General features: G+C 70.1%; 28 protein-coding genes and 2 riboswitches. Of the genes, 8 read left to right on the plus strand and 20 right to left on the minus strand.

Translation table 11 applies throughout. The features are described from left to right. Positions 1-103: 103 nt before the first annotated feature. The gene (locus tag ACLQ2O_RS36790; RefSeq protein WP_425841600.1) at positions 104-1075 is read right to left on the minus strand and encodes an endonuclease/exonuclease/phosphatase family protein; all 972 of its coding nucleotides are present in this window, start codon (positions 1073-1075) and stop codon (positions 104-106) included. 163 nt (positions 1076-1238) lie between these two features. On the opposite strand from ACLQ2O_RS36790, the gene ACLQ2O_RS36795 reads away from it, so the two are divergent. Then, positions 1239-1691 carry a PaaI family thioesterase gene (locus ACLQ2O_RS36795; RefSeq protein WP_425841602.1) on the plus strand — a complete coding sequence of 151 codons (453 nt, stop codon included), beginning with the start codon at positions 1239-1241 and terminating at the stop codon, positions 1689-1691. Between the two features lie 4 nt (positions 1692-1695). Here ACLQ2O_RS36795 and rox read toward each other — a convergent pair whose 3' ends face one another. The 5 genes from rox to ACLQ2O_RS36820 form a co-directional block, all read right to left on the minus strand. Further along, complete coding sequence (gene rox / locus ACLQ2O_RS36800) at positions 1696-3111, minus strand: rifampin monooxygenase (RefSeq protein ID WP_425841604.1); 1416 nt, start codon at positions 3109-3111, stop codon at positions 1696-1698. Between the two features lie 108 nt (positions 3112-3219). Beyond that, positions 3220-4530, minus strand: a complete 1311-nt coding sequence (gene glyA, locus ACLQ2O_RS36805) for a serine hydroxymethyltransferase (protein WP_425841607.1) — start codon at positions 4528-4530, stop codon at positions 3220-3222. Then, on the minus strand, positions 4527-4907 hold the full coding sequence (gene gcvH, locus ACLQ2O_RS36810) for a glycine cleavage system protein GcvH (RefSeq protein WP_425841610.1): 381 nt from the start codon (positions 4905-4907) through the stop codon (positions 4527-4529). Before gcvH ends, glyA begins: the two co-directional genes overlap by 4 nt. Positions 4908-4916: 9 nt before the next feature. Beyond that, complete coding sequence (gene gcvT, locus ACLQ2O_RS36815) at positions 4917-6023, minus strand: glycine cleavage system aminomethyltransferase GcvT (protein WP_425841612.1); 1107 nt, start codon at positions 6021-6023, stop codon at positions 4917-4919. Positions 6024-6068: 45 nt separating this feature from the next. Next, a riboswitch (glycine riboswitch) is annotated at positions 6069-6170 on the minus strand. Next, positions 6171-6263: riboswitch (glycine riboswitch) on the minus strand. It lies immediately after the preceding riboswitch. Between the two features lie 62 nt (positions 6264-6325). Then, complete coding sequence (locus tag ACLQ2O_RS36820) at positions 6326-7375, minus strand: mandelate racemase/muconate lactonizing enzyme family protein (RefSeq protein ID WP_425841615.1); 1050 nt, start codon at positions 7373-7375, stop codon at positions 6326-6328. A 164-nt stretch (positions 7376-7539) separates the two neighbouring features. Here ACLQ2O_RS36820 and ACLQ2O_RS36825 point away from each other — a divergent pair, with 164 nt between their 5' ends. Next, positions 7540-8013, plus strand: coding sequence for a carboxymuconolactone decarboxylase family protein (locus ACLQ2O_RS36825; RefSeq protein WP_425841618.1), 474 nt, complete (start codon positions 7540-7542; stop codon positions 8011-8013). A 166-nt stretch (positions 8014-8179) separates the two neighbouring features. On the opposite strand, the gene ACLQ2O_RS36830 is transcribed toward ACLQ2O_RS36825, so the two are convergent. Both ACLQ2O_RS36830 and ACLQ2O_RS36835 read right to left on the minus strand, forming a co-directional pair. Further along, a complete protein-coding gene (locus ACLQ2O_RS36830; protein ID WP_425841621.1) occupies positions 8180-8686 on the minus strand; it encodes an NUDIX hydrolase in 507 nt (168 codons plus the stop codon). After that, on the minus strand, positions 8632-9285 hold the full coding sequence (locus ACLQ2O_RS36835) for a GNAT family N-acetyltransferase (RefSeq protein ID WP_425841624.1): 654 nt from the start codon (positions 9283-9285) through the stop codon (positions 8632-8634). Before ACLQ2O_RS36835 ends, ACLQ2O_RS36830 begins: the two co-directional genes overlap by 55 nt. A 54-nt stretch (positions 9286-9339) precedes the next feature. On the opposite strand from ACLQ2O_RS36835, the gene ACLQ2O_RS36840 reads away from it, so the two are divergent. Then, entirely contained in the window at positions 9340-9831 is a 492-nt protein-coding gene (locus tag ACLQ2O_RS36840) for a winged helix-turn-helix transcriptional regulator (protein WP_425841626.1), read from the plus strand. Between the two features lie 60 nt (positions 9832-9891). On the opposite strand, the gene ACLQ2O_RS36845 is transcribed toward ACLQ2O_RS36840, so the two are convergent. Further along, on the minus strand, positions 9892-10215 hold the full coding sequence (locus ACLQ2O_RS36845) for a hypothetical protein (protein ID WP_425841629.1): 324 nt from the start codon (positions 10213-10215) through the stop codon (positions 9892-9894). Between the two features lie 109 nt (positions 10216-10324). On the opposite strand from ACLQ2O_RS36845, the gene ACLQ2O_RS36850 reads away from it, so the two are divergent. Next, positions 10325-10861, plus strand: a complete 537-nt coding sequence (locus tag ACLQ2O_RS36850) for a MerR family transcriptional regulator (RefSeq protein ID WP_425841632.1) — start codon at positions 10325-10327, stop codon at positions 10859-10861. Here ACLQ2O_RS36850 and ACLQ2O_RS36855 read toward each other — a convergent pair. Together ACLQ2O_RS36855 and ACLQ2O_RS36860 are read right to left on the minus strand one after the other, a co-directional pair. Beyond that, a complete protein-coding gene (locus tag ACLQ2O_RS36855; RefSeq protein ID WP_425841635.1) occupies positions 10844-11677 on the minus strand; it encodes an ABC transporter permease in 834 nt (277 codons plus the stop codon). The two genes, ACLQ2O_RS36850 and ACLQ2O_RS36855, sit on opposite strands and share 18 nt — an antisense overlap. Then, positions 11674-12516, minus strand: coding sequence for an ABC transporter ATP-binding protein (locus ACLQ2O_RS36860; RefSeq protein ID WP_425841638.1), 843 nt, complete (start codon positions 12514-12516; stop codon positions 11674-11676). The genes ACLQ2O_RS36855 and ACLQ2O_RS36860 overlap by 4 nt, the downstream gene beginning before the upstream one ends. 159 nt (positions 12517-12675) lie before the next feature. Here ACLQ2O_RS36860 and ACLQ2O_RS36865 point away from each other — a divergent pair, with 159 nt between their 5' ends. After that, entirely contained in the window at positions 12676-13587 is a 912-nt protein-coding gene (locus ACLQ2O_RS36865; protein ID WP_425841640.1) for a MarR family transcriptional regulator, read from the plus strand. Here the strand turns inward: ACLQ2O_RS36865 and ACLQ2O_RS36870 are convergent. The 3 genes from ACLQ2O_RS36870 to ACLQ2O_RS36880 form a co-directional block, all read right to left on the minus strand. Then, positions 13580-13744, minus strand: a complete 165-nt coding sequence (locus ACLQ2O_RS36870) for a hypothetical protein (protein ID WP_425841643.1) — start codon at positions 13742-13744, stop codon at positions 13580-13582. The genes ACLQ2O_RS36865 and ACLQ2O_RS36870 overlap by 8 nt on opposite strands. A gap of 31 nt (positions 13745-13775) precedes the next feature. Further along, on the minus strand, positions 13776-13922 hold the full coding sequence (locus ACLQ2O_RS36875) for a hypothetical protein (protein WP_425841645.1): 147 nt from the start codon (positions 13920-13922) through the stop codon (positions 13776-13778). Between the two features lie 98 nt (positions 13923-14020). Further along, the gene (locus ACLQ2O_RS36880; RefSeq protein ID WP_425841648.1) at positions 14021-15127 is read right to left on the minus strand and encodes an NAD(P)/FAD-dependent oxidoreductase; all 1107 of its coding nucleotides are present in this window, start codon (positions 15125-15127) and stop codon (positions 14021-14023) included. 195 nt (positions 15128-15322) lie between these two features. Between ACLQ2O_RS36880 and ACLQ2O_RS36885 the strand changes: the two genes are divergently transcribed. After that, complete coding sequence (locus ACLQ2O_RS36885) at positions 15323-16993, plus strand: alpha/beta hydrolase (RefSeq protein ID WP_425841651.1); 1671 nt, start codon at positions 15323-15325, stop codon at positions 16991-16993. Here the strand turns inward: ACLQ2O_RS36885 and ACLQ2O_RS36890 are convergent. The 4 genes from ACLQ2O_RS36890 to ACLQ2O_RS36905 form a co-directional block, all read right to left on the minus strand. Beyond that, positions 16875-17642 carry a hypothetical protein gene (locus tag ACLQ2O_RS36890; protein WP_425841653.1) on the minus strand — a complete coding sequence of 256 codons (768 nt, stop codon included), beginning with the start codon at positions 17640-17642 and terminating at the stop codon, positions 16875-16877. The genes ACLQ2O_RS36885 and ACLQ2O_RS36890 overlap by 119 nt on opposite strands. 242 nt (positions 17643-17884) lie before the next feature. Further along, complete coding sequence (locus ACLQ2O_RS36895; RefSeq protein WP_425841656.1) at positions 17885-18703, minus strand: SigB/SigF/SigG family RNA polymerase sigma factor; 819 nt, start codon at positions 18701-18703, stop codon at positions 17885-17887. A gap of 82 nt (positions 18704-18785) precedes the next feature. Then, positions 18786-20003, minus strand: coding sequence for an APC family permease (locus ACLQ2O_RS36900; RefSeq protein WP_425841659.1), 1218 nt, complete (start codon positions 20001-20003; stop codon positions 18786-18788). A gap of 83 nt (positions 20004-20086) precedes the next feature. Beyond that, a complete protein-coding gene (locus ACLQ2O_RS36905; protein ID WP_425841661.1) occupies positions 20087-20911 on the minus strand; it encodes an SAM-dependent methyltransferase in 825 nt (274 codons plus the stop codon). Positions 20912-21317: 406 nt separating this feature from the next. Between ACLQ2O_RS36905 and ACLQ2O_RS36910 the strand changes: the two genes are divergently transcribed. Continuing rightward, on the plus strand, positions 21318-21551 hold the full coding sequence (locus ACLQ2O_RS36910) for a DUF397 domain-containing protein (RefSeq protein ID WP_425841664.1): 234 nt from the start codon (positions 21318-21320) through the stop codon (positions 21549-21551). 336 nt (positions 21552-21887) lie between these two features. Here the strand turns inward: ACLQ2O_RS36910 and ACLQ2O_RS36915 are convergent, their stop codons facing one another. Then, positions 21888-22079: a hypothetical protein gene (locus tag ACLQ2O_RS36915; protein ID WP_012919557.1), complete on the minus strand. Its 192-nt coding sequence runs from the start codon at positions 22077-22079 to the stop codon at positions 21888-21890. A gap of 23 nt (positions 22080-22102) precedes the next feature. Then, entirely contained in the window at positions 22103-22297 is a 195-nt protein-coding gene (locus ACLQ2O_RS36920; RefSeq protein ID WP_425841667.1) for a hypothetical protein, read from the minus strand. A 452-nt stretch (positions 22298-22749) separates the two neighbouring features. On the opposite strand from ACLQ2O_RS36920, the gene ACLQ2O_RS36925 reads away from it, so the two are divergent. Next, positions 22750-23619 carry a helix-turn-helix domain-containing protein gene (locus tag ACLQ2O_RS36925; RefSeq protein ID WP_425841837.1) on the plus strand — a complete coding sequence of 290 codons (870 nt, stop codon included), beginning with the start codon at positions 22750-22752 and terminating at the stop codon, positions 23617-23619.

Consider the following 23619-nt stretch of genomic DNA (forward strand, 5'->3'; position numbering starts at 1 on the left):
GCCACCTGGCCGACCCAGGTCGTAGGACTCCAATGCCCTCCCGACCGTATGCGGTAAACGTGCGACCACCGCATGCCCGGGGCAACGCCGGACGGAAAGGTGATCAAACCGTGAACTCCACCCACAGCGGGTAGTGGTCGGAGATGCGGAAGGACAGCTGGGACTTGGTCAGGTCGGTGAGCACCAGCGGGACGAAGTCCAGGCTGCCGCAGCGGTTGGTGAAGCTCAGGCCGTTGAGCATCGGCGGCAGGCCGGGATCGGTCGGGTCGTTGAACCAGGCGATCTGGTCGTAGTAGTGGTGGTCCTTGTCGTTGTCGAAGATCGTGCGCGGCACCAGCCCGAGGTCGGGCGGCGGCCAGAGGCCGGTCGAGACGAACGCGGCGTACAGCGGGTCGTCGATCCGGTCCAGGTTGAAGTCGCCGAGCACGAGCAGGTTGTGGTTCCAGTCCTTCGGGCGGTCGGCCCACCGGCGCATCCAGTCGGCGAAGGCCTGCACCTCACCGAGCCGGTCCTTCGGGCCCTTGCCCCACAGCACGTGCACGGTGGTGAGGATGAAGTCGGTGCCGCCCCGTACGAAGGCCGCCGCGTACGGCGTCCGCGCGAACTGCTCGACCTTCTGCTCCGCCGCCGCCGCCGGCAGCACGATCTCGCCGACCAGCCCGGACGGCTGCACCCGCTCGGAGTCGTACACGTACGCGAGCCGTTCCGCGTTGCCCGGGGCCCCTTCGGTCGCGTCCGACACGATCACCCGGTAGCGCGGACCGAGGTGGTGCAGCAGCGCCATCAACGCGGTGGTGTCCCGCTTGCTCTCCTGGATCGCGGTCACGTCGAACCGCTCGACCACCGCGGCCACGCAGGCCAGCGCGTGCCAGTCCCGCTTCGGTGTGTCCTTCGGCCCCGACTGCCACTTCGGCGTCAGCCCACCGAACCCGCGCACGTTCCACGTCCCGATCAGCAGGTTGTCCTCGACCTTCGCCGGAAGCTGCTGGTCCAGCGCGGCCCCCAACCGCTTCAGGTCCTGCGTCACCGCTTTCGGCACCGGACCGGCCGGCGGCTTGACCATTTCACGCGCCACAATCCCCACCCCACAACGAGTTTCCCGGCCACCCCAACCGTTGTACCGAGCGTGATCGACCACCGGCCACCCGTCAATGGCCCGCACCAGAAGTTCACCCCGAGGCCCACGGCCGCTCCCCGGCCGCCGGTCGTGGGGATCCGTGCCGCGTAGCCTGGCGCGCATGGACGATCCCGACCAGCCGGCCACCCCGGAGACCCAGGCGCGCGTCGCGGCGAGCTTCGAGCGGCAGGGCCTGATGGCGCACCTCGGAGCCCGGCTCGGCCACATCGGGCCGGGCCGGGTCCACATCCTGCTGCCCGCGCGCCCCGAGCTCACCCAGCAGCACGGCTACTTCCACGCCGGCGCCACCAGCGCGATCGCCGACAGCGCCGGCGGCTACGCGGCGTACACGCTGTTCCCCGAAGGCACCTCGGTGCTCACGGTCGAGTACAAGGTCAACCTGCTCGCCCCCGCCGAGGGCGACCACCTGGAGGCGGTCGGCACGGTGCTGAAGCCCGGCCGCACTCTGACCGTGTGCCGGCTCGACGTCTTCGGCGTACGGGGTGCGGAGCGCAAGCTCGTCGCCGCCGGGCAGCAGACCCTGATCCAGATCGCCGACCGCCCGGAGCGATGACCTCCTAGCGTCCGAACCATCGCGGGAGGTGGGTCGCGAGGTCGGCCTGGTCTGCACCGATCCACGCGACGTGGCCGTCCGGTCGGAGCAGTACGGCGGGAGCATCCAGCTCCTCGCTGACGTCGACCACGTGGTCGACGCGGTCCTCCCAACTGCCCACCGAGAGCTGCCCGGTCTGGTCGAGCAGCAGCCCGCGGCCCTCGTGCATCCGCGCGTACAGCCGCCCGCCCTTCAGCTCCACGTCCCGCAGCCGCCGGCCGAGCAACCCGTGGCCGTCGCCGAAGTCGTACTGGATGTCGATCGCCACGATCCTCTCGGTCAGCAGCCGGTTCACGTCCTCGAAGTCCATCAGGTCCGTGAAGAGCCGGCGCAACGCCTGCGGACCGGCATCCTTCGACATCAGCACACCCTGCGCCCGCGTGCTGTCCAGTACGGCGGCCGCCACCGGCCGACGCTCGGCCTCGTAGGTCTCCAGCAACCCGGCCGGCGCCCAGCCGTTGATCTCGGCGGCCAGCTTCCAGCCGAGGTTGAACGCGTCCTGGACCCCGAGGTTGAGCCCCTGCCCACCGAGCGGCGGGTGAACGTGCGCCGCGTCGCCGGCCAGCAGCACCCGGTCGACCTGGTACCGGTCGGCCAGCCGCGTCGCGTCCCCGAACCGCGACAGCCACCGCGGCGAGTGCACCCCGAAATCGGTGCCTGCGACAACGATCAGCCGCTGCCGAAACTCCTCGAACGTCGGCGGCACGCTCCTGTCCGCCGCCACTCCGTCAGCCGGTACGACGACCCGGTACACGCCGTCGTCCAGCGGCATCAGCCCGAACCGCCACTCGGTCTTGCGCACCTCGCTCTGGACGGCGTTCACCCGGTCGAGCGAGTCGCCCACCTGCATCTCGCCCAGCAGCGTCTCCACCTTCGACGCCTCCCCCGGGAACCCGATCCCGAGCAGCTTGCGCACCGTGCTGCGGCCGCCGTCGCACCCGACGACGTACCCGGCACGCAGCCGCGAGCCGTCGGCCAGCTCGACGTCCACGCCCCGCTCGTCCTGGCTCAGCCCGACCACCTCGACGCCGGACCGGATCTCGGCCCCGAGCTCGACCGCGCGCTCGGCCAGGATCCGGTCGATCGCCGGCTGCGGGATCCCCAGCGTGTACGCGTGCGCCGAGTCCAGTGCCGGCGCCGGCTTCGGGATCGCCGCGAAGAACCCCGCGACCGGGTACCGCGTCCCGGCCGCGAGGAACCGCTCGAGCAGTCCCCGCTGGTCCATCACCTCGATCGACCGCGCGTGCAGGCCCAGCGCCCGCACGGCCTTCGTCGGTTCGGTGTCCTTCTCCAGCACGACCACGTCCACCCCGTGCAGCCGCAGCTCCGCCGCCAGCATCAACCCCGTCGGCCCGCTCCCCACCACAAGTACGTCAGTCACACGTCCCCATTTCCCCGAGCTGTTTCAGCAACTCGCAGGATTCTCCAGGACGCACTGGGCCTTGCGGCAAGCCCCCAGCTGCGCTATAACCTGATGACGGCAGGGAGATCAGTTCTCCTTGCCTTCGTCATGTCCGCCGTACAACGGATGGGCAGCAGCCAGTACTGCGACCCGTCGGCGCAGATCGGTCAGGTCCGCCTCGGCGTCCGCGGTCAGGGCCTCGGCGATGATGTCCGCGACCTCGGTGAACGCGTCCTCGCCGAACCCACGCGTCGCCAGCGCCGGCGTACCGATCCTCAGGCCCGACGTCACCATCGGCGGCCGCGGGTCGAACGGTACGGCGTTGCGGTTGACGGTGATGTCGATCGAGGCCAAGCGGTCCTCGGCCTGCTGACCGTCGAGCGCGCAGTCCCGCAGATCCACCAGCACCAGGTGGACATCGGTCCCGCCGGAGACCACCGAGATGCCGTGCTTGGCGACGTCGGACCGGCCCAGCCGCTCGGCCAGGATCCGGGCGCCCGCCAGTACGCGCTCCTGGCGTTCGCGGAACTCCTCCGACGCGGCGATCTTGAACGCCACCGCCTTGCCCGCGATCACGTGCTCGAGCGGTCCGCCCTGCTGGCCGGGGAAGACCGCCGAGTTGATCTTCTTGGCCAGGCCGGCGTCGTCGGTCAGGATGATCCCGCCGCGCGGGCCGGCCAGCGTCTTGTGCGTGGTCGACGTCGTGACGTGCGCGTGCGGTACCGGCGACGGGTGCAGCCCGGCCGCGACCAGCCCGGCGAAGTGCGCCATGTCGACCATCAGGTACGCGTCGACCGCGTCCGCGATCCGCCGGAACTCGGCGAAGTCCAGGTGCCGCGCGTACGCCGACCAGCCGGCCACGATCAGCTTCGGCCGGTGCTCGTGCGCGAGCCGCTCGACCTCGGCCATGTCGATCCGGTGATCGTCCGGGCGGACCTGGTACGGCACCACGTCGTACAGGCGGCCGGAGAAGTTGATCTTCATGCCGTGCGTGAGGTGCCCGCCGTGCGCCAGGTCGAGGCCCATGATCGTGTCGCCCGGGCGAATCAGTGCGTGCATCACGGACGCGTTCGCCTGCGCGCCGGAGTGCGGCTGGACGTTCGCGTACGCCGCGCCGAACAGCGCCTTGACCCGGTCGATCGCCAGCTGCTCGATCACGTCGACGTGCTCGCAGCCGCCGTAGTACCGGCGGCCCGGGTAGCCCTCGGCGTACTTGTTGGTGAGCACCGAGCCCTGCGCCTGCATGACGGCCGCCGCGGTGTGGTTCTCCGAGGCGATCATCTCCAGGCCGTCGCGCTGCCGGGTCAGCTCGTCGGCGATCTTCGCCGCGACCTCCGGGTCGAGATCGGCGAGCGTCGCATCCATGCTTGGGGCAACGATCTGCTGGAACGTGCTCACAAGTCACCACCGTGCTTGGCCGCGTAGTCCTCGGCCGACAGCAGCGGGCCGTCCGCGGTGGCGTTCACCTTGAACAGCCACACGCCGTACGGGTCCTCGTTGATCGCGGCGGGGTCGTCGGTGACGGCGGGGTTCACCTCGGTGATCTCGCCGGTGACCGGGGAGAACAGGTCCGAGACGGACTTCGTGGACTCCACCTCGCCGCAGGTCTCCCCCGCCGTCACGGTGCTGCCGGGCTCGGGCAGTTCGACGTACACGATGTCACCGAGCGCGTCGGTGGCGATCGCGGAGATCCCGACCGTGACGACGCCGGCCTCCTCGCGGGCCACCCACTCGTGCTCGTCGGAGTACTGCAGTCCAGCCTTGACTGTCGGCATGGTCGGTCCTCACTTCTGGCGCTGGTAGAAGGGCAGAGCGGTCACTTCGAACGGCTCGGGCGTGCCGCGCAGATCGACGTGCAGTGCGGTTCCCGGCTCGGTGTGCTCGACGTCGACGTACGCCAGAGCGACCGGTACGCCGAGCGTCGGGCTCGGCTGGCCGGAGGTGACCTCGCCGACGACGACGCCGTCCTTGAGCACCGGGTAGTGGCTGCGCGGCGCGCGCCGGCCGGAGCCGGTCAGGCCGACCAGCTTGCGGGCCGATCCCGCTTCCTTGCGGCGGACAAGGGCTTCCTGGCCGACGAAGTTTTCCTTGCTCAGCGCAACGACTCCGCCGAGGCCGGCGGCGAACGGATCGCCCTCGCGAGAGAGTTCGTTGCCGTAGAGCGGCATCCCGGCCTCCAGCCGGAGCGAGTCGCGGGCCGCGAGACCGGCCGGGGTGAGCTCGCCGTCCTCGGCCGCGGCCTCGATCGCGCGCCAGATATCGACCGCGTCGTCGCCTCCGACGAAGATCTCGAAGCCGTCCTCGCCGGTGTAGCCGGTGCGCGCGACCAGGAGGTCCAGGTCGGTCAGGGTGAGCTCGACCGCCGCGTAGTACTTGAGCGTGGTCAGGCGTTCCTGCTGCTCGGCGGGGATCAGCCGGAGCAGGATCTCCTGGGCCTTGGGCCCCTGGACGGCGATCAGCGAGGTCCGCGCCGACGCGTCGTCGACCGTGACGTCGAAGCCCCGCGCGCGCTCGGTCAGCGCGGCGACCACTGCTTCGGCGTTGCCGGCGTTGGGGACGACGAGGAACGCCTCGGGGCGCCGGTAGGTGATCAGGTCGTCGATCACGCCACCGTCCTCGGCGCAGATCAGCGAGTACTTCGCCTTGCCGACCGCCATCGCGGAGATCCTGCCGACCAGCGCGTGGTCGAGGAACGCCGCGGCGTCCGGTCCGGTCACCCAGACCTCGCCCATGTGGGACAGGTCGAAGAGCCCTGCCGAGCGTCGTACGGCGTGGTGCTCGGCGAGCTCGGAGCGGTACTTGAGCGGCATCTGCCAGCCGCCGAAGTCGGTGAAGCTCGCGCCGAGCCGCTCGTGCTCGGCGCGGAGTGCGGTGAAGGTCGAACTCGCCATGAGGAACTCCAGAATCCAGGTGGCGGGCGCCACGAGATCGGGGTTCCTCCCCGCTCTGTATCGGACCTGAGAGTTTCCGCGCGGCCGTCGTACGGGCCTCGCTTGCACCGTCGGTGAGCCGGACGTCCGGCTGCTTTCCAGAGTTGCCTGACCGCGGCGGTACGGGGGCCTGAGAGATTCCCGGGGAGGATTTGCTCCTACGGCACCTGCACGGCGGCAGGATTCTCCCGCCGCGGATCAACAGCGTGTTCAGTTGTCGGTCGCACCCTAAGCGGGGCACGGCCGGGCGCGCAAGGTCGGTCTCAGGTGAGCGTGAGACCGAAGCCGGGGCGGTCGGGGACGGTCAGGTTGCCGTCCTCCCAGCGGTACGCCGTGGTGTCGACGCCGTCGGTCGTGCCGGGCACACCCTCGACGGTCGGGACGTTGCCGAGACCGGCGGCGAGCTGTGCGGCGTACAGGGTCTTGAGCGGGAGACCCCAGGCGTGCGGCGAGGCCTGGCAGGTGATCCGGGGCATCACCTCGCGCCAGCTGGTCAGGCCGAACGACACCACGTCCATCAGCAGGACGTCGATGTCGCCTTTGGCGGCGATCTCCAGCAAAGGCTCCAGGTCGGGGTCGGACTCGCCCTCGGCGATCAAGGTCTGTGATCCCTGCAGGTGCTTCTTGAGCCGGGCCAGATCGGTCGCGTCGTCGAGGAACGGCTCCTCGACCCAGTACAGGTCGCAGTCCGCCACGGCCTTCAGGTACTCGATGAACCCGTCGCAGTCGTACCCGTCGTTGGCATCCACGAGGATCCGGTGCTCCGGGTACGCCGCCCGCACGGCCCGTGTCACCTCGATGTCCCGCGCGTCACCCTCCGCCCGCTCCATCCAGCGGTTTCCGCGCCCGATCTTCAGCTTGAACGCGCGATAGTCCGCCGAGTCGTCGGCGGCACAGTGGGCCAGTACGGCGTCCACGCCGCCGGCGTCGTCGAGATCCGCGAAGTAGATCGCGCCGTCGTAGCACGGGGTCGTCGTACTCCCGCGACCTCCGAGCAACGCGTGCACGGGGAGATCGAGGATGTGGCCGGCCAGGTCGTGCAACGCGAAGTCGAGCCCGCGCAGCCCTGGCTCTCGTACGCCGTTTGCTGGATCGATCAGCTCTTCCACCGGGCGCCCCACCACGTCCTCCGGGACGAGTCCCGCCGCGAGCCCCCACCCGGACTTCCCGGTGTCGGTGTGCAGGACGACGATCTCGTCCACCCCACCGTCCCCGTGGCTACCGAGCCGGGCGTTCCGCCCGATGGTCCGTGGATACCGCGACCGGACCGTCGAGCGCTCCACGCGGCTGATGAAGTGACCGTCCAACGTCATCGGGACTCCTCACATCGGGGTTCCCCACCCAGTCTGCTGCGTTGACCGCGCGGGCAAACCCTCTGACTCCCGGCGAGACGTGGGTCACAGCGGGGTCGTGTCACAACCCGGCGGTGGCGTCTGTCAAAGCTGTGACAGACGAAATCACCTTGGAGGAGATCCTGATGGATGCCCGTCTCAACCTTCACAGCAACGCTCTGGCCGGTCAGATTCTCAAGTACGTGAACTCGGCCGGGCGCGCGGTCAGCGGGTCGAGCCTGCCGATGGCGACGCAGGAACTGGTGAAGCTGCGCGCGAGCCAGATCAACGGGTGCGGCTTCTGCACCGACATGCACTTCAAGGACGCGATCGCCGCCGGCGAAACCCCGCAGCGCCTCAACCTGGTCGCGGCGTGGCGCGAGGCCACGGTCTTCACCGAGCCCGAGCGCGCCGCCCTCGAGCTCGCCGAGGAAGGCACCCGCATCGCCGACGCCGCCGGCGGCGTCTCCGACGAGGTCTGGGCCAACGCCGCCAAGCACTACACCGAGGACGAACTCGTCGCCCTCGTCGCGGTGATCGCGATCATCAACACCTACAACCGCCTCAACGTCATCATCCAGCAACCCGCCGGCGCCTACGAGCCCGGCATGTTCGGCTGATCCCCGGATAACCCGCGGGTGCCTTCCGGGGCACCCGCGGGGCTGTTGGCGCGGGCGTCTGCGGGCGTTGGCGCGGGCGCTGCGGGCGTCGGCGGGCTGCTCGGGTGTGGGTGGGAGCACCCGCGGACGCATTGCGTCTGCGGGCTAGTGGTGCATCCCCCGGCTTCTACGGGTGGGCGCCCGGTGACCTCCGGTCGGCTCCGAAGGCGGGAGCGGCCGGCGGATTCAGCGCGAGGGCGATCGTGGTGCGAAAGCGTTCGGCCAGCGGGGGCAGCGCGTGCTCGGAGAACCAGCCGACCGCCCGGGACTCGTCGTCGCCGACCTCCGCCGTACCGGCGACGGGACGGCAGCTGAACGCCGTGTCGTAGTACTGGACCTGGTCGCCGTTCGGGTATGTCGATCTCGGCAGGGTCTGGATCCACAGGACGCGGTCGACCACGACCTGGAGCCGGGTCTCCTCCAGCACCTCGCGAACGGCACCGACGTCGGCGTCCTCGCCAGGCTCGAGGGCGCCGGAGACCGGCGTCCACTCGGCGTTGTCTGCCCGTTGCACCAGGAGCACCTCGCGGTGGTCCGCGGCGTCGCGGACGACGACGGCGGTGACGCCGGGGCAGAGGATCAGTTCGTGGCCGACCAGGGAGCGGAGGTGCTGGAAGTAGTTGCTGATGCCCATGGTTGAGCTGACGCCTGCGGCGGGGTGTCGGTTGGGATGAGGAAGTTGATGAGGGCGCCGTCGCGTTCGGCGGGGGCGGTGGGCCAGCGGCGGCGGATGAGGCGGAGGGTTCGGTCGTTGGCGGTGCTGACGACCAGGAGGAGTTGCTGGGCGCCTGCCGCGCGGGCGTGGGCGCCGGCGAGGTTCAGGAGGCGCATGCCGAGGCCGCGGCTCTGGTAGGGGTCGGCGACTATGGCGGCCAGTTCGGCGGTGGGGGTGTCGAGGGCGCCGTGCGCCCAGGCCCACATCGCGTGGGCGATCAGGTGGTTGTCGTGCTCAGCAACCCAGGACTCGCCGGACGAGCGCAGCATCGGCTCGATCACCGAGGCGCGGGGTGGGCGGCCGACGGCGGTCTGGAAGCGGAAGTACAGGCTCAGCTCGGACAGACCGTCGAGCATCGCCGAGAGCCGGCAGTGGTCCTCCACCACCGCCCGCCGGATCAGAAAGTCGTCCGTACGGCGGGGAACCACGTCGGCGGGTGGGGCGCCGGCGGTGAGTGGACGCAGCTGCGCGGTCGGCGGTCCGTGCGGGGCGGGCGCAACCAGCTGAGTCTGATTCACAGATTCAGGGCGGCGGGACTGGCTGGGTCTGTCAAGTGGACTTATCGTGGTGGTATGAGCGAGCAGGAGACGGTCCCGGAGGCGTTGCGCTGGTCGACGGCGAACTGCACGATCTCGCGAACGATGGAGATCCTCGGCGAGAAGTGGACCTTCCACGTCCTGCGTGAGGTCTTCGTCGGACTGCGCCGGTTCGAGGACATCCGGGCCCGGACCGAGATCCCCCGTCAGGTGCTCACCGACCGCCTGGCCCGCCTGATCGACCGCGGCCTGCTGCGCCGCGTGCCGTACCGCCTGCCCGGCCAGCGCGAGCGCTACGAGTACCGCCTGACCCAGGCCGGCCTCGACCTCTACCCGGTGATGGTCGCCCTGGTCCAGTGGGGCGACGAGTACCTCCCCCTCGACGGCGGCCCGCCGCTCGTCGCCCGCCACCGCGACTGCGGCGAACAGGTCACCGTCACCATGCACTGCGCCGCCGGCCACGACCCCGAACCCCGCGAGATCGCCTTCACCCCCGGCCCATCAGCCCAACTGCGCGCCGTCGATTAGGGCGTGCTCCGAGGTGCCGTGCCGAGTGCCGCGCAGTAGGCGGGAATTAGGAGACACGCCCTAACCCCGCGCCACCCCGCCGTACTGGCGCCAGCTCAATCCAAGCCCCGCCACGCACCCCAGCACCGCCGTCGCCAGCGGCCAGCTCATCGCGCCCTCATCCAGCACCCCAACGAACGCCACCGTGAACACCCCCAACCCCGCACCGAACCCGATCGCCAGCACGAACCTCGCGCCCCGATCGGCCGGCAGTACGGCGGCGACCGCGAGCAGCACGACCACCAGCAGATCCGCGACGACGAACTCCGGCGGATGGTCGCCGATCAGCAACAACATCGCGGTGACGGCGGCGATCGCCACGGCGGCCAGACGCAGGGTCAGCATGCGGTCGAGACTAGTCGATAGTGCTACTATCAATCAAGCCCTTCCGGTCCGCGGGGGATGCTCCGAACAACCCGGCGGCGAAGGTAGGAGTGATCTCGAGAGGAACCGGATGCGGATCAACGAGCTCGCCGAGCAGTCGGGCGTGGCGGTCGCGACGATCAAGTACTACGTCCGCGAGGGCCTGCTCCCCGGTGGCGAACGCGCCGGCTACAACCAGGTCTCGTACGACGAGTCGCACCTGCACCGAATCCGGTTGCTCAGGGCAATGATCACTCTCGGCGGTCTCCCAGTGGCAACGGTCAAGCAGGTCGTGGCAGCCGTCGAAGACCCACAACGGACGATCCACAGCACCCTCGGCGAGGCCCAGCGCGCAGTCTCCTCGACAACCGCCGCCGAAGTGCTGGCAACCGCCGAGGACCTCGGCCACGGCGATATCGCGGACCTGCTCGACGCCTACCGTGAGTCCGCCGCCCATCTGGCAGAGCTCGAGCTCAAGTGGCTGGAACGCGCCGGCGACGACCTCGACGCGCTGACCGAGCGCGCCGTGATCGGCACCGTGCTCGGCGACGCACTGCTGACCGCCGTACGACGCGAAGCCCAGAAGCAGGCCTCGCGCACGCACTTCGGCTCACCCCATCCGCTGTAGAGCCTTCTCCCGCCGGACCGCCACCGACGAACCCGACTCCCGCCGCGCCATCCGCCGCAGGAGAACCGGCGCGACGAGCAGACCGGCGACAGCCCACGCACCAAGCACGGCAACGGTCTCCAGGTGCCGCCAGGACTCCGACACCTCGATCACAACATTTGCGTCCGGCAACAAAGCCGACCGCGTGCCGAGCCCCAGCCAGTAGATCGGCGAGCACTGCGCGATCACCTGCACCCACGAGGGCAGCGCCGTGAGCGGGTAGAAGATCCCGGAGATCCCGATCATCGCCAGCACCGGCAGCTGCACCAGCCCCTGCGCCCGCGCACTCGGGAACGCCGAGCCGAGGATCGCGCCGATCGGCAACGTCGCGACCAGTCCGAGCAGCAGCACCCCCAGCAGCGTGAGCAACGACAACGGCCCGAACACCAGCCCGTCGACCAGGAACAACGCCGGGACCAGCAGGATCGCGAGGTCCGCGATCAACCCGCCGGCGACCGAGACGACCTTGCCGACCAGATAAGCCTGTACGCCGTGCGGTGTCGCCTTCGCGCGCAGCAGCGTGCCGTCCTCACGGTCCGCGGTGAGCTGTTGACTCATGCTGACCATGCCCATCGCGGCGTTCATCCCGAGAATGCTCGGCAACGCCAGCGTGCCGAGCAGGATCCCGGTCCCGGCGAACTCGCGGTCCCGCAGGAAGTACAGCGCGACCAGCATCAGCACCGGCCACAGGAAGTGGCTGACCAGGTCGGCGCCGTTGCTGAACGACTGCCGCAGCTCGACCATCCCACGCGACCATCCCAGCCGCCACGCGTTCACCGGCCGCCTCCGACCAGCGCCAGGTACGCGTCCTCGAGCCGGGCCCGCCGGACTTCCAGGTCGCTCAACGCCTCGCCGTACCGGGTGAAGAGCTCGCGGGCGAAGGCCGTCGACTCCCCTGTCAGTTCCACGTACGGCGTACCGCCGAGCCGCCACCGCACCTCGTCGCGGCCGGCGATCTGGCGCGTCAGGTCGTCCGGCGTCCCGCTCGCCAGCACGCGACCGTCGGAGAGGATCAGGATCCGGTCGGCCAGCTTGCTCGCCTCGTCGAGGTCGTGCGTCGTGAGCAGGATCGTGGTGCTCAGCTCGGTCGCGAGCCGTCGGACCAGGGCGTGGAACGCGTGCCGGGCCGCCGGGTCGAACCCGGTGGTCGGCTCGTCGAGGAACAGCAGCTCCGGCCGGCCGACGATGCCGATGGCAACATCCAGCCGGCGCCGCTGACCACCCGACAGCGTCTTGAGCTTGTGGTCCGCGCGATCGGTCAGGCCGACCAGCTCGATCAGCTCGTCGGCGTCCCACGGATCGACGTAGTACCGGCCGAGGTGCGCGAGCAGCTCGCGGACCCGCCACTTGCCGTGGTCGCGCCAGGACTGGAGGACCACCCCGAGCTTGGCCCGCCAGGCCTCGTCGCCGCGCGCCGGATCGATCCCCAGTACGGCGACCTCGCCGGCCGAGCGGAGCCGGAAGCCTTCGAGGATCTCGATCGTGGTCGTCTTGCCCGCACCGTTCGGGCCGAGCAGCGCGAGCACCTCGCCGGATCGCGCGGTGAAGCTGACCTCGTGCAGGACGTCGGTGGCGCCGTACCGCATCCGCAGGCCGCGCACGTCTATCGTTTCCATGCTGGTGAACGTAGATTGCGTTCAGCGCCTCGGCAACACTCCTGATGCCTGGAAGCTCTTGTTTTCAAGCCGATCAGGCGATTCAATGCAATGGAGCTGACGGTGAATGCAAACCGCCGATGCAATGAGCTGCCGACTAACGCACCGAGGGGAGGGCCGATGCCGGGCGACAGGCTGAGCCAGGACGAGCGCCGGGCGATCGGCGTCGGGCTGGCCGACGGACTCGGGTACGCCGAGATCGCGCGCCGGCTGGACCGGCCGACGTCGACGGTGAGCCGCGAGGTCACCCGCAACGGCGGCCCGCGCGGCTACCGCGCCGAGCACGCGCACCACGCGACGGCGTACCGGGCACGCCGCCGGACCCCGCTGGACCGGCCGACCGTGCCCGGCGAGGAGCCCAAGGTCCTGGAGTTCATCGGCCGCCTCACCGACACGATGGTCGCGAACGGCGTACCGCGGATGGCCGCGCGCGTGCTCGCCCGGCTCTACACGACCGACGAGCCCAGCCTGACCGCGGCGCAGCTGGTCCGGCAGCTGCAGGTGAGCCCGGCCTCGATCTCGAAGGCGATCGGGTACCTCGAGGAGCTCGAGATGGTCGAGCGCGGCCGCGCACCGCAGAGCCGCCGCGAGCACTACATCATCGCGGACGACGTCTGGATGCGCGCCTGGATCACCAGCGCCCGCGCCAACGCGAGCTGGGCCGAGACCGCACGCGAAGGCGCGGCCCTGTTCGACCCCGGTACGCCGGCCGGCGCGCGACTTCAGCAGATGGCGCGCTTCTTCACCCAGCTCAGCGACGACATGTCCGGAGGCACGTCCTCGGCCGCCGCGGACGACATCGCGACGATCCTGGCCGCGCTCCTGCACGCCCGCCGCCCACTGACCGCCGCCGAGCTGGCCGACGCCCTCGACTGGGCGCCCGAACGAGTGGCCGAAGCCCTCGGTGACGCCGAGACCTACGCACCCTTCACCGACCCGCTGGCCCTCGAGCGCCCGACACCGACCGCGTACGCCGTCACGGCCGCGCCGGGCCGGTTGACGCCGGCCCAGCGCAGCGCGTTGCTCAGCTGAGGTCCACGCCCGAGAACAGCAGCGCGGACAGGCCGAGCTTGCCCGCGAGCCACCAGGTGAAGCCGAAGACCAGCACGATCATCAGGAACGCCTGCGCGATCGCGGGCCCCGCCGCGGTCACCAGGACCGCGAGATTGATCGACGCCCCGAGCAGCACCAGCCCGGTGGTGCGCTCCTCGACCTCGCGCTCAGGGGACCAGCCCGGTCGGGATCACTCCCGCCAGCACCAGCACGATCAGCACGAGCCCGACGACGGTGGCGGCCCAGTCCTCGCTGAACTGGATCCGGCCCTCGCGCTCGACGCTGCGCTCCTCGACTTCTTGCTCCTCGGGCATCGCGATCGGTCCTTCCCTGGGGCGGCGTGAGCCCCCACGGTAGAAGGAAACGAATCACCAGTAATCAAATCGACAATCTGGCCGAATACTGAGACACGTCAGCGGCGTACCAGCGACCGGAGGACCCGCCGGGTGATCCGTCCGTCGGCCAACCCCAACGCCACCAGGTCGTCGAACACGCCCTGATCAGCCGCCGCGCCACGAATCCCGGCGTCGAGGATGCGCGGGGCCCCGGACAGCCGCCCGGCCAGCGTCGCATGACGGAAATGCACAGCGAGCGGCCTCACCAGTTTCCTGTACACGGTCCCGGCTTCCGCTCCTGCAACAGCAGCCCGTCCCGCGTGCAGACCCGTGGCAACGGCGTAGTAGATCCCCTCCCCTGTCATCGGGTTGATCAGCGCCGCGGCATCCCCCGCCAGCAGCACCCGCCCGCGCCGCGGCTGCCATCTCCAGGTCGTCAACGGCAGGTGATGCGCCTTCCACGAAGTCCCGTCCCGCGTCGAGTCCGGCAGCAACTTCTCCAGCTTCTCCAGCAGATCGGCCCGCGTCGGATGCGCCCGCCCCGGATGCAGCGCCTCGCCGTACCCGACGTTCGACAGCCCGTCGCCCCGGTCGAACGACCACGCGTACGACGGCTGCCGCCCAGGCCCGTACACGATCACCTGCCGCTCCTCTCTTCCCTCCCGAGTCGGCGCGTACCCCCGAAGCGCCAGCGCGGCAGGAGCCGGGCCTTGTCCCAGCGCACGCCGTACGACGGACTGCGCGCCGTCCGCGCCGATCACCACCTTCGCCGCGATCGTGGAGTCGAGCAGAACACAGTCGGGCAAGACCTCCACCGACCGAATCCGGTGGTTGACCAGTTGCGCACCCGCCGCCACGGCAGCCTCGACCAATCGCGCGTCGAACACCTCCCGCGGCACCACCCAGGTCGCCCGCTGCATCTCCCGGTCGACCGCCAGCCCGTCGCGTTCGAGCGACAACCGCCGGACCGGCGTCCAGTCGTCGAGCAGCCCGCTCACCCCGACCGACGCGAGCAGATCGAGCACGTGCGGCGCGATCCCGTCCCCGCACGTCTTGTCCCGCGGGAAGTCGGCACGATCGAGCAGCAGCACCGACAGCGTCGGATCAGCGGCGAGCGCTCCCAGCGCGGCCGAAGCCCCGGCCGGGCCGGCCCCGACGATCGCCAAGTCCCACACGGGTTTCACGTGATCCAGCGTAGGTCGAGGTCCGCAGACCCCGCGCAGTCGGCGGGGAGTCCCTTGGTCGCGCCGGCGACTCAGACTCCGCGCAGTCGGCGGGGCGTCCCTGGGTCGCGCCGGCGCTACCTGTGCGCGGGTGTCAGGCCCAGTGCTTCGCGGCGACGCCGCTCATAGCGTCGAAGCACTCAGGAAGGAGTGCTCATGAAGCTGACCGTCCCTCTGGCGATCGCACTGCTCGGATCCGTTCTCGCCGTGCCGACCACCGCCGAAGCAGCGCCGGCGATCCAGTGGCACCAGTGCCGGACCGGCCCCGACGACCAGGAAGGCAAGGAGCTCGACCAGGCCGGAGCGCAGTGCGGCGACCTGCGCGTCCCTCTCGACTACGCACGGCCGAACGGCGCACAGATCACCGTCGCGATGTCGCGCCTGAAGGCGACCGACCGGCGGATCGGTGTGATGGTCCTGAACGACGGCGGCCCGGGCGGCCCGGGTCTCGGCATGCCGGTCCGGCTGAAGAAGGTCATGCGAGAGACGGGCGGCCGGTTCGACCTGATCGGGATGGATCCCCGGTTCGTCGGCCGCAGTACGCCGATCGACTGCGGCTGGTCGACCGGCAGCTGGATCGTCGGCGCCGGGGCATCGCGGGCGAGTTTCCAGCGCGGCGTCGGGATCGCTGCCGGCCTGGCCGAGCAGTGCGCCGACAACCCGTCTCTGCCGTACGCCTCGACCCGCAACACCGCACGCGACATCGACCGGATCCGCGCCGCGCTCGACGAGCGGAAGATCTCGTACCTGGGCTACTCGTACGGCACCTACCTCGGCGCCGTCTACGCCCAACTGTTCCCGCACCGGCTCGACCGCGTCGTGCTCGACGGCCCGATCGACCCCGACGCGTACGGACCGGGGCTGCTGCGCGACATCGCCCCGCAGAACGAGGCGGCGCTGCGCGCCTGGGCGGACTGGGCGGCGGCCCGCGACTCGACGTACGGGCTCGGACGGTCGCGGGCGCAGGTGCTCGGCACGATCGACCACGTCTTGCGCGTCGCGGCGCGCGGCGGTCAGCCCGGCGCTTCCCGAGCCGGTGGCGGCCGTGATCTGAAGGTCGGCGCTCCCCGAGCCGGCGGCAACAGTGGCGGCGGTCTGAAGGTGGGCGAGTACGAGCTGGACGACGGGTGGATCCCCGCGCTGCTGCTGAGCAACCTGGCCGACGACCGCGATCCGGCCCGGGCCTCGTTCAGCGAGCTGGTCAGGACGTTGTCCCAGGCAACGACCGGTCCGGTCGAGCCGACCGGGGCCACGGCGGAGATGCTGGAGTTCCTGTTCACCGGCAAGATGTCGGCGGCCGGCAGCGCACAGCTCGCGATCCTCTGCGCGGACCGCGCCGTGTCCGGCGATCTCGGCACCTACTGGCGCGACATCCAGAAGCACCGCAGGACCGAGCCGCACTTCGGCGCGCTCACCCGCACCGTCACGCCGTGCGCGTTCTGGCCCACCAAGCCGCGCGAAGCGCCGACGCAGGTCGACAACGACGTACCGGCGCTGATGATCACCGCCGACGGCGATCCGCGCGCGACCTACCCGATGGCGCGAAAGTTGCACCAGGCCCTGACCGGTTCGCGGTTGGTGACCGTGCGGAACGCCCGCAAGCACGGCATCTTCGGTGAGTACGGCAACGAGTGCGCCGACCGGAAGGTGATCGACTACCTTGCCACCGGCAAGCTTCCGGGCACCGACCAGAATTGCCAGACACGCCCTAGCGCTCGGGGCGCCGGCGACTGCGCGGCGTACGGCGTGCGGGCGGCACGCTCGGCGGCGTCCGGCGACGCACCACCCGGCGGTCCGCGTGGCCGGTCCCCTCGGCGACCGGCGTGATCTCCCGCGGCTCGTCGAGGTCGACCACCCGCGGCACGTACTCGGGCAACGGCTCGTCGTCGTACTCCGCAATCTCCAGCACCGGCTCAGGCTCGGGCTTCGGTACCCGTACCGGCGCCCGGGCCGCGGCTTCCTTACTGGCCCGCGGTTTCTCGTCCATGAAGGCCACCGCCCGCGCGGGCGCCGCGACCGGTTCGGCCTTCGCCGGCCACCGGGTCTGCACGTCGATCCTGAGCACCCGAACGAGCTTGCCCAGGACAACGATCGTCAGCGCCACCGCGAACACGCTGCAGCCCGCGAACAGCACCGCCTGCCACCCGGCGCTCCAGTCCGACGGATCGGTACGGCGCATCGCCGCCGCCATCGCCACCACGACCGCGTTGGTGAGCCCGAGTACGACGGTCGCCAGAACGGTCCAGACCAGCTCGCGCCGTTCCAGCCCGACATCGTCGGCCGCGGCAACCAACCCGGCGACCAACCCGGCCAGCACTGGCACTGTGTAGACCAGTGCGAGCGCGAGGCCAGGGCTGGCAACCAGGTAGAACACGTCGAACACGAGCGCCGTACCGGCCAGGGCGCCGGCGAAGCCCACCACCATCCGCGGATACCACCGCACCACGGCGATCGCATCCTTGGGCAACGTCCACATCAACCGGTAGTACAAGGCCCTCGTTTTCCCAGGCTCGTCCAGCGTTCACCGCCATTGTGCCCCTCCTCAACGGCGGTGAAAGGCACCCCGAGCGCGAGTCGGCCCTCTCCAGCCCCCACTTTGTGCACCGGCCGGCCACGATTTCGCACGATTCGTGGCTGGTCGGTGCACAAAGTGGGGTTCGGTCGGGGGAGCGGAGCGTGGAGTGGGTGGAGGGGGGTGAGTGAGGTGGAGAGGGTGGGTCAGGCGACCGCCGGGAGCGAGGTCAGCTTGTCCCGCAGGCCGTCGAGGATGCGGCGCAGGACCCGGGAGACCTGCATCTGACTGACCCCGATGTCCTCGCCGATCTCGGACTGGGTCCAGCCCTCGACGAACCGCAGCTCGAGGATCCGCCGCTCCCGCGGACCGAGGTCCTCCAGGACCGGCTGCAGCATGTCGACCGCTTCCAGCTGATCGATGCTGGTGTCCTCGTCGTCGGCGACCACGTCGGCCAGGGTCAGGTCGGCGTCGGTCTCGGCGGGGCGGTCCAGCGAGAGCACGTTGAAGCAGCCGCGCGCGGCCAGTGCCTGCTCGACCTCGGCCAGGTCGACGTTCAGGTGGTCGGCGATCTCGGCCGGGGTGGGCTCGCGGTTCAGCCGCTGCTCGAGCTCGGGCAGCTTGCCGGCGATCGTGCCCTGCATCTCCTGCAGCCGGCGCGGGATCCGGACGGTCCACGCGCAGTCGCGGAAGTAGCGTTTCACCTCGCCCCGGATGGTCGGGATGGCGAACCCGATGAACGGGGTGTCGGCGTCCAGCCGGTAGTGGTGCGCGGCCTTCAGCAGACCGAGCGAAGCGACCTGCTCCAGGTCGTCGGCCTCGGCCCCGCGCCCGCGGAACCGGCGGGCGATGCCCTTGGCCATCTCGAGGTTGAGCTCGACGATCTGCTCGAGCAGCTGCTGCCGCTCGAACTCGTCGGTGCTGGCGGCACGGAGTTCCAGTAGTTCGTGCGTGGCGGCTTCGCGGGCGGCCCGGTCGGCCGCGGTCGAACACTGGGTCGGAACGGTACTGAGGGTGGTAACCATTTCAACGACCTCGCGACAGGAGTCACGGCGTGGCACATCTCTGGACCACAGGCACTGCTGGCCCCTCCGTACCCCGATCCCCTCAACGCCATGCACGCCGCAGCAGATAGAGCGCCGCGCCCGCTCCCAGGACGACCAGTCCACCCACCACAGAACGCGGCGGCAGCGCGAACGCGAGCACCAGACAACCAAGGAGCCCAACCGCCGGTACGACGTACCGTCCGGGCCGCAGCGTCGCCGCCGAGGCGTTGGCGATCGCGTAGTACACCAGCACCCCGAACGACGAGAACCCGATCGCCCCGCGCAGATCCGCCACGAGCACGACCAGGACGACGACCAGCCCGACCACCAGCTCGGCGCGGTGCGGGACCCGGTGGCGTGGGTGGATCACGGCGAGCGCGCGCGGGAGGTGCCCGTCGCGGGCCATCGCGAGAGTGGTTCGGGAGACGCCCAGGATCAGCGCGAGCAGCGCTCCCAGGGACGCGACGGTGGCACCGAGCCGGACGGCCGGGCCGAAGAGCGGGATCCCGGCCGCGTGGACGACGTCGGCCAGCGGGTCCGGCGAGGCGGCCAGCCGGGTCGGACCGAGGACGACCAGGGCGGTGACGGCGACCGCGGCGTACGTGACGAGCGTGATCGTCAACGCGATCGGGACCGCGCGAGGGATCGTGCGCGCGGGGTCGCGGACCTCCTCGCCGAGCGTCGCGATCCGCGCGTACCCGGCGAACGCGAAGAACAACAGGCCTGCTGCCTGCAGCACACCGGACAGGCGCAGGCCGGTGAGCTCGAGCCGTTCGTACGGCGTCGTCCGCGCGGTCAAGCCGATGACGACGACGGCTGCGAGCACCAGGAGGACGAAGGCGACGATGATCCGGCTCACCCAGGCGGCCTTCTGGACGCCGAAGTAGTTGAGGGTCGTCAGCGCGACCACTGCGACGATCGCGACGAGCCGGTTGTGGTCGGGCCAGAGGTACGAACCGGCGGTGAGCGCCATCGCCGCGCACGAAGCGGTCTTGCCGACGACGAAGGACCAGCCGGCCAGGTAGCCCCAGAACGGGCCCAGACGTTCGCGGCCGTAGACGTAGGTGCCGCCTGACTGCGGGTAGAGAGCGGCCAGGCGGGCCGAGGAGGTCGCGTTGCAGTAGGCAACCAGTGCCGCCAGGGCGAGCGCGATCAGCAGACCGGAACCGGCGGCCGCGGCCGCGGGGGCGAACACGGCGAAGACACCGGCGCCGACCATCGCGCCGAGGCCGACCACCACGGCGTCACCGAGCCCGAGGTCGCGACGCAGCTCCGTCATGCCCGCAGTCGATCACACCGAGGGGGAACGACGAAGGCGCGCGGCCCGGGAGCGGGAGCGCGCGCCTTCGGTACGTCGTACGGTCAGACCTTCTTGGCGATCCCGGCCATCAGGATGCGCTGGTACGGCTGGAGGTCCTCGGCGGCGGGAACATCCGCCTCGGGGGCGGCCGGGTTCCAGCGCTCGAGGAAGTCGATGCCGGGCGGGATCAGCGGCAGGCCGAGGAAGTGCTGCTCGATCCGCTCCGGGGTGCGGATCCAGCCGTTGCCCAGGCTCTCCAGGCCGGCCTGCTCGATCGCCTTCTGCAGCGGCTCACCGGTGTCGACGAAGTCGGTGATGAACAGGTAGCTGCCCGGGACGAGCTTGTCCATCAGCGTGCGGACCCACTCGTCCGGCTGCTCGTCGTCGTGGAAGTGCATGTGGATGCCGACGATCATCAGCGCGATCGGGCGGTCCCAGTCGAGGTGGTCCTTGATCTCGGGGTGGTCGAGGATGTCCTGCGGCTTGCGCAGGTCCGCGGTCACCACGATCGTGCTGTCGTTGGTGGCCAGCAGCGCCCGGCCGTGCGCGAGCACGATCGGGTCGACGTCGACGTAGACCACCTTGGCGTCGGGCGTGATCTCCTGCGCCGCCTGGTGGGTGTTCTTCTGGGTCGGCAGGCCGCTGCCGATGTCCAGGAACTGGTCGATGCCCTCCCGGACGAGGTGCTGCACGCCCTTGACCAGCGCGGCCCGGTTGTCGATCGCGCAGCGACCGGCGTCCGGGACGAACTTCAGGTACGTCGCCGCGCCCTCACGGTCGGCGGCGAAGTTGTCCTTGCCGCCCAGCAGGGCGTCGTAGACGCGCGCGATGGTGGGTTGGGAGGTGTCGAACGTCGGAGTTGCCTCCGAGCCGTCGGGAGTCGCCATCGACGCAGCCTTTGTGTTGGAGGAATCAGTGCGGTCACTGTAGTGCATTTCGATACCAGTTGGTCCCCTGGATCAGCCCTCTCGCGAAGGTTGCTCGAGCCCGATCCGAAAAGCCTGATTTCTCAACTAGGCAAGGGATTCCGGGCCGCCCGGTCTGCAGTACCGGCAAGGGCACGCGAGTACGGCGTACCGGGGGCCCGGTCGGAGTCTGCCCCACCCGCGCGCCGGCCAATCGCCCAGCGCGGAACCGCCGATTTCCATCACCCAAAGCGACGCCGGGGGCCCTCGCGACACACCTTCGACCACGCTCCGTATTGGACCGGACACGAGAGCCCCCAACGTGTACGATGCAAATGCAAGCCCAAATGCACGTGCATATGCCAAAGACGTACGGAAGGTGCAGCTGATGACTGCTGTCTACAACGGCATGCCCGGCGACGCGATGAGCGAGCTGACCTGGCGCAAGAGCCAGCGGAGTGGCCCCCAGGGCAACTGCGTCGAGGTAGCGAAGCTTCCCGGCGGCGGCGTGGCGATGCGCAACTCGCGTCACTCCGACGGCCCGGCGCTGGTCTTCACCCAGGCCGAGATCGAGGCGTTCCTCGGCGGCGTCCACGACGGCGAGTTCGACGACCTCGCCTGAGAGCGGTCCCGACCAGGACCACAGACAAGAAGCCCCCTCACCGGGCGAGCGGTGAGGGGGCTTCTTCCTGTCCGGAGCAGTTCTTCCGACGCCGTACGGCGTGCTCCGGGCGGCCGAGAACACCGAGCACGGCCCAGGCATGACAAAAGGCCGTCCCTTGAGGAGGAGGACGGCCTTTTGCCCAGCCGTCTCCTGAGGAGAGAGACGGCCTTCCATCGAGGCGCTCCGGAACCGTGGAGCGGTGGTGCCACCGCCGGCGGACCCGATCACTGGCCCGCGGACGGTCGATCAGAGAGTGCTGTACTACTAGGGCCCTGCTGGGCCTCGCTCCTGGCGCTACTGCACCGTGAGCGGCCAGAGCTGCTCGCTGCGCGGCAGTTCCGAGGCGCTGCCCGGGCCGGCCGCGTTGTCGACGGTGATGCGCAGACCGGTGAACTTGGGCGTCATCACCCGCTGGTAGCGCGAGGCCCGGTCCGGCTCCGCGACGTACTCGGCGATCAGGTGGTCGCCCAACCAGATCCGCACCATTTTCCGTCCTCCTCGATCGGCGTTCATGGACTCAGGCTCACGATCGGGTCGCCGTCGAGCTGACGGACACCGCGCAGCCATCCTTCGAAGGCCCAGCGCTGCTGCTCGGGGCAGCGCGCCACCAACTCCTGGATCTCCCGCTCGGTGAGCTCGTCGGGGGCACGCTCGCCGGTCTGCGCGGCGACGTACTCGACGGGCTGTGCGTCGTTGTCACTCATCGACTCGGGTCCCCAACCAGTCGTGCCGGCAGCGAACTGCCGACGGGCCAAAGGTCCGGCCTGCTGGATCTCACTCGCCACCGTGATGTCACTTGGCGCGAGATCCAGCTCACCTTCTGTGCATGAAGTAATCATGGCGTCGGCACGCTGCGAATGCAAGCGCCCGATGCACGTGCATCCGCACGTTTTGCGTTTGTGACCTCGCGGAGACCTGTTTCAGGCTCACCGGACGCTCAGAAGGCCGGATTCAGCCGTTCCCGGCGCGCGATTTCGACACTATTATGTCCGGACAAAGTCGCCGGTTCGCATCGCCTATGCTGGCCCGGCATGACCCTGGGTAGTGGTCCGGCTGTGGCCACGACTCATGAGTAAGAACTTCGACAGATCACCCGCCGGACGTGCGATGATTTGGCTCGGGGTAGACAGAGGCTGCTGGGGCGTCGGAGGTGAGTGTGACGGAGTCGGGCGCGCAAAGCGGGCCGACCGCGCTTCGCATCATCCTGGGAGCGCACCTGCGCAGGATGCGTGAGGCCGCCGGCATCACCCGTTCCGACGCGGGCTGGGAGATCCGGTCGTCGGAGTCGAAGGTCAGCCGGATGGAGCTCGGCCGGGTCGGCTTCAAGGAGCGCGACGTCGCCGACCTGCTGCGGCTCTACGGTCTGGACGACCCCGAGGAGCGGGAGCGGCTGCTCTCCCTCGCGCGCGACGCGAACAACCCCGGCTGGTGGCACCGCTTCGGCGACGTCCTGCCGAGCTGGTTCCACTCCTACCTGGGTCTGGAAGCGTCAGCCCAACTGATTCGTACCTACGAGCTGCAGTTCGTGCCCGGTCTGCTGCAGACCGAGGAGTACGTGCGCGCCGTCGTCCAGCTCGGCCGTGGCCTGATCCCGGCCGATGAGGTCGACCGTCGCGTCGCGCTGCGGATCAGCCGCCAGGAGGTCCTCAACCGCGCCAGCAACCCGGTCCGCCTGTGGGCGGTCGTCGACGAGTCGGCGCTGCGCCGGCCGATCGGCGGGGTGAAGGCGATGCGCGACCAGCTGGAGTCGTTGATCGAGGCGACCCACCTGCCGAACGTAACGCTGCAGGTGATGCCGTTCGAGGCCGGTGGCCACGCGGCGACCGGTGGCGCGTACAGCATCCTGCGGTTCCCCGAGCAGGACCTGCCCGACATCGTCTACATCGAGCACCTGACCAGCGCGCTCTACCTGGACAAGCTCGAGGACCTCGACCAGTACACGGCGACGATGGAAGCCCTCTGCGTCGCGGCCCCGCCGCCGAGCCGGACCCGCGACCGGATCGCGACGATCCTGAAGGACTTCTGA

The organism is Kribbella sp. DT2 (assembly GCF_049844575.1).
Classification (GTDB): Bacteria; Actinomycetota; Actinomycetes; order Propionibacteriales; family Kribbellaceae; genus Kribbella.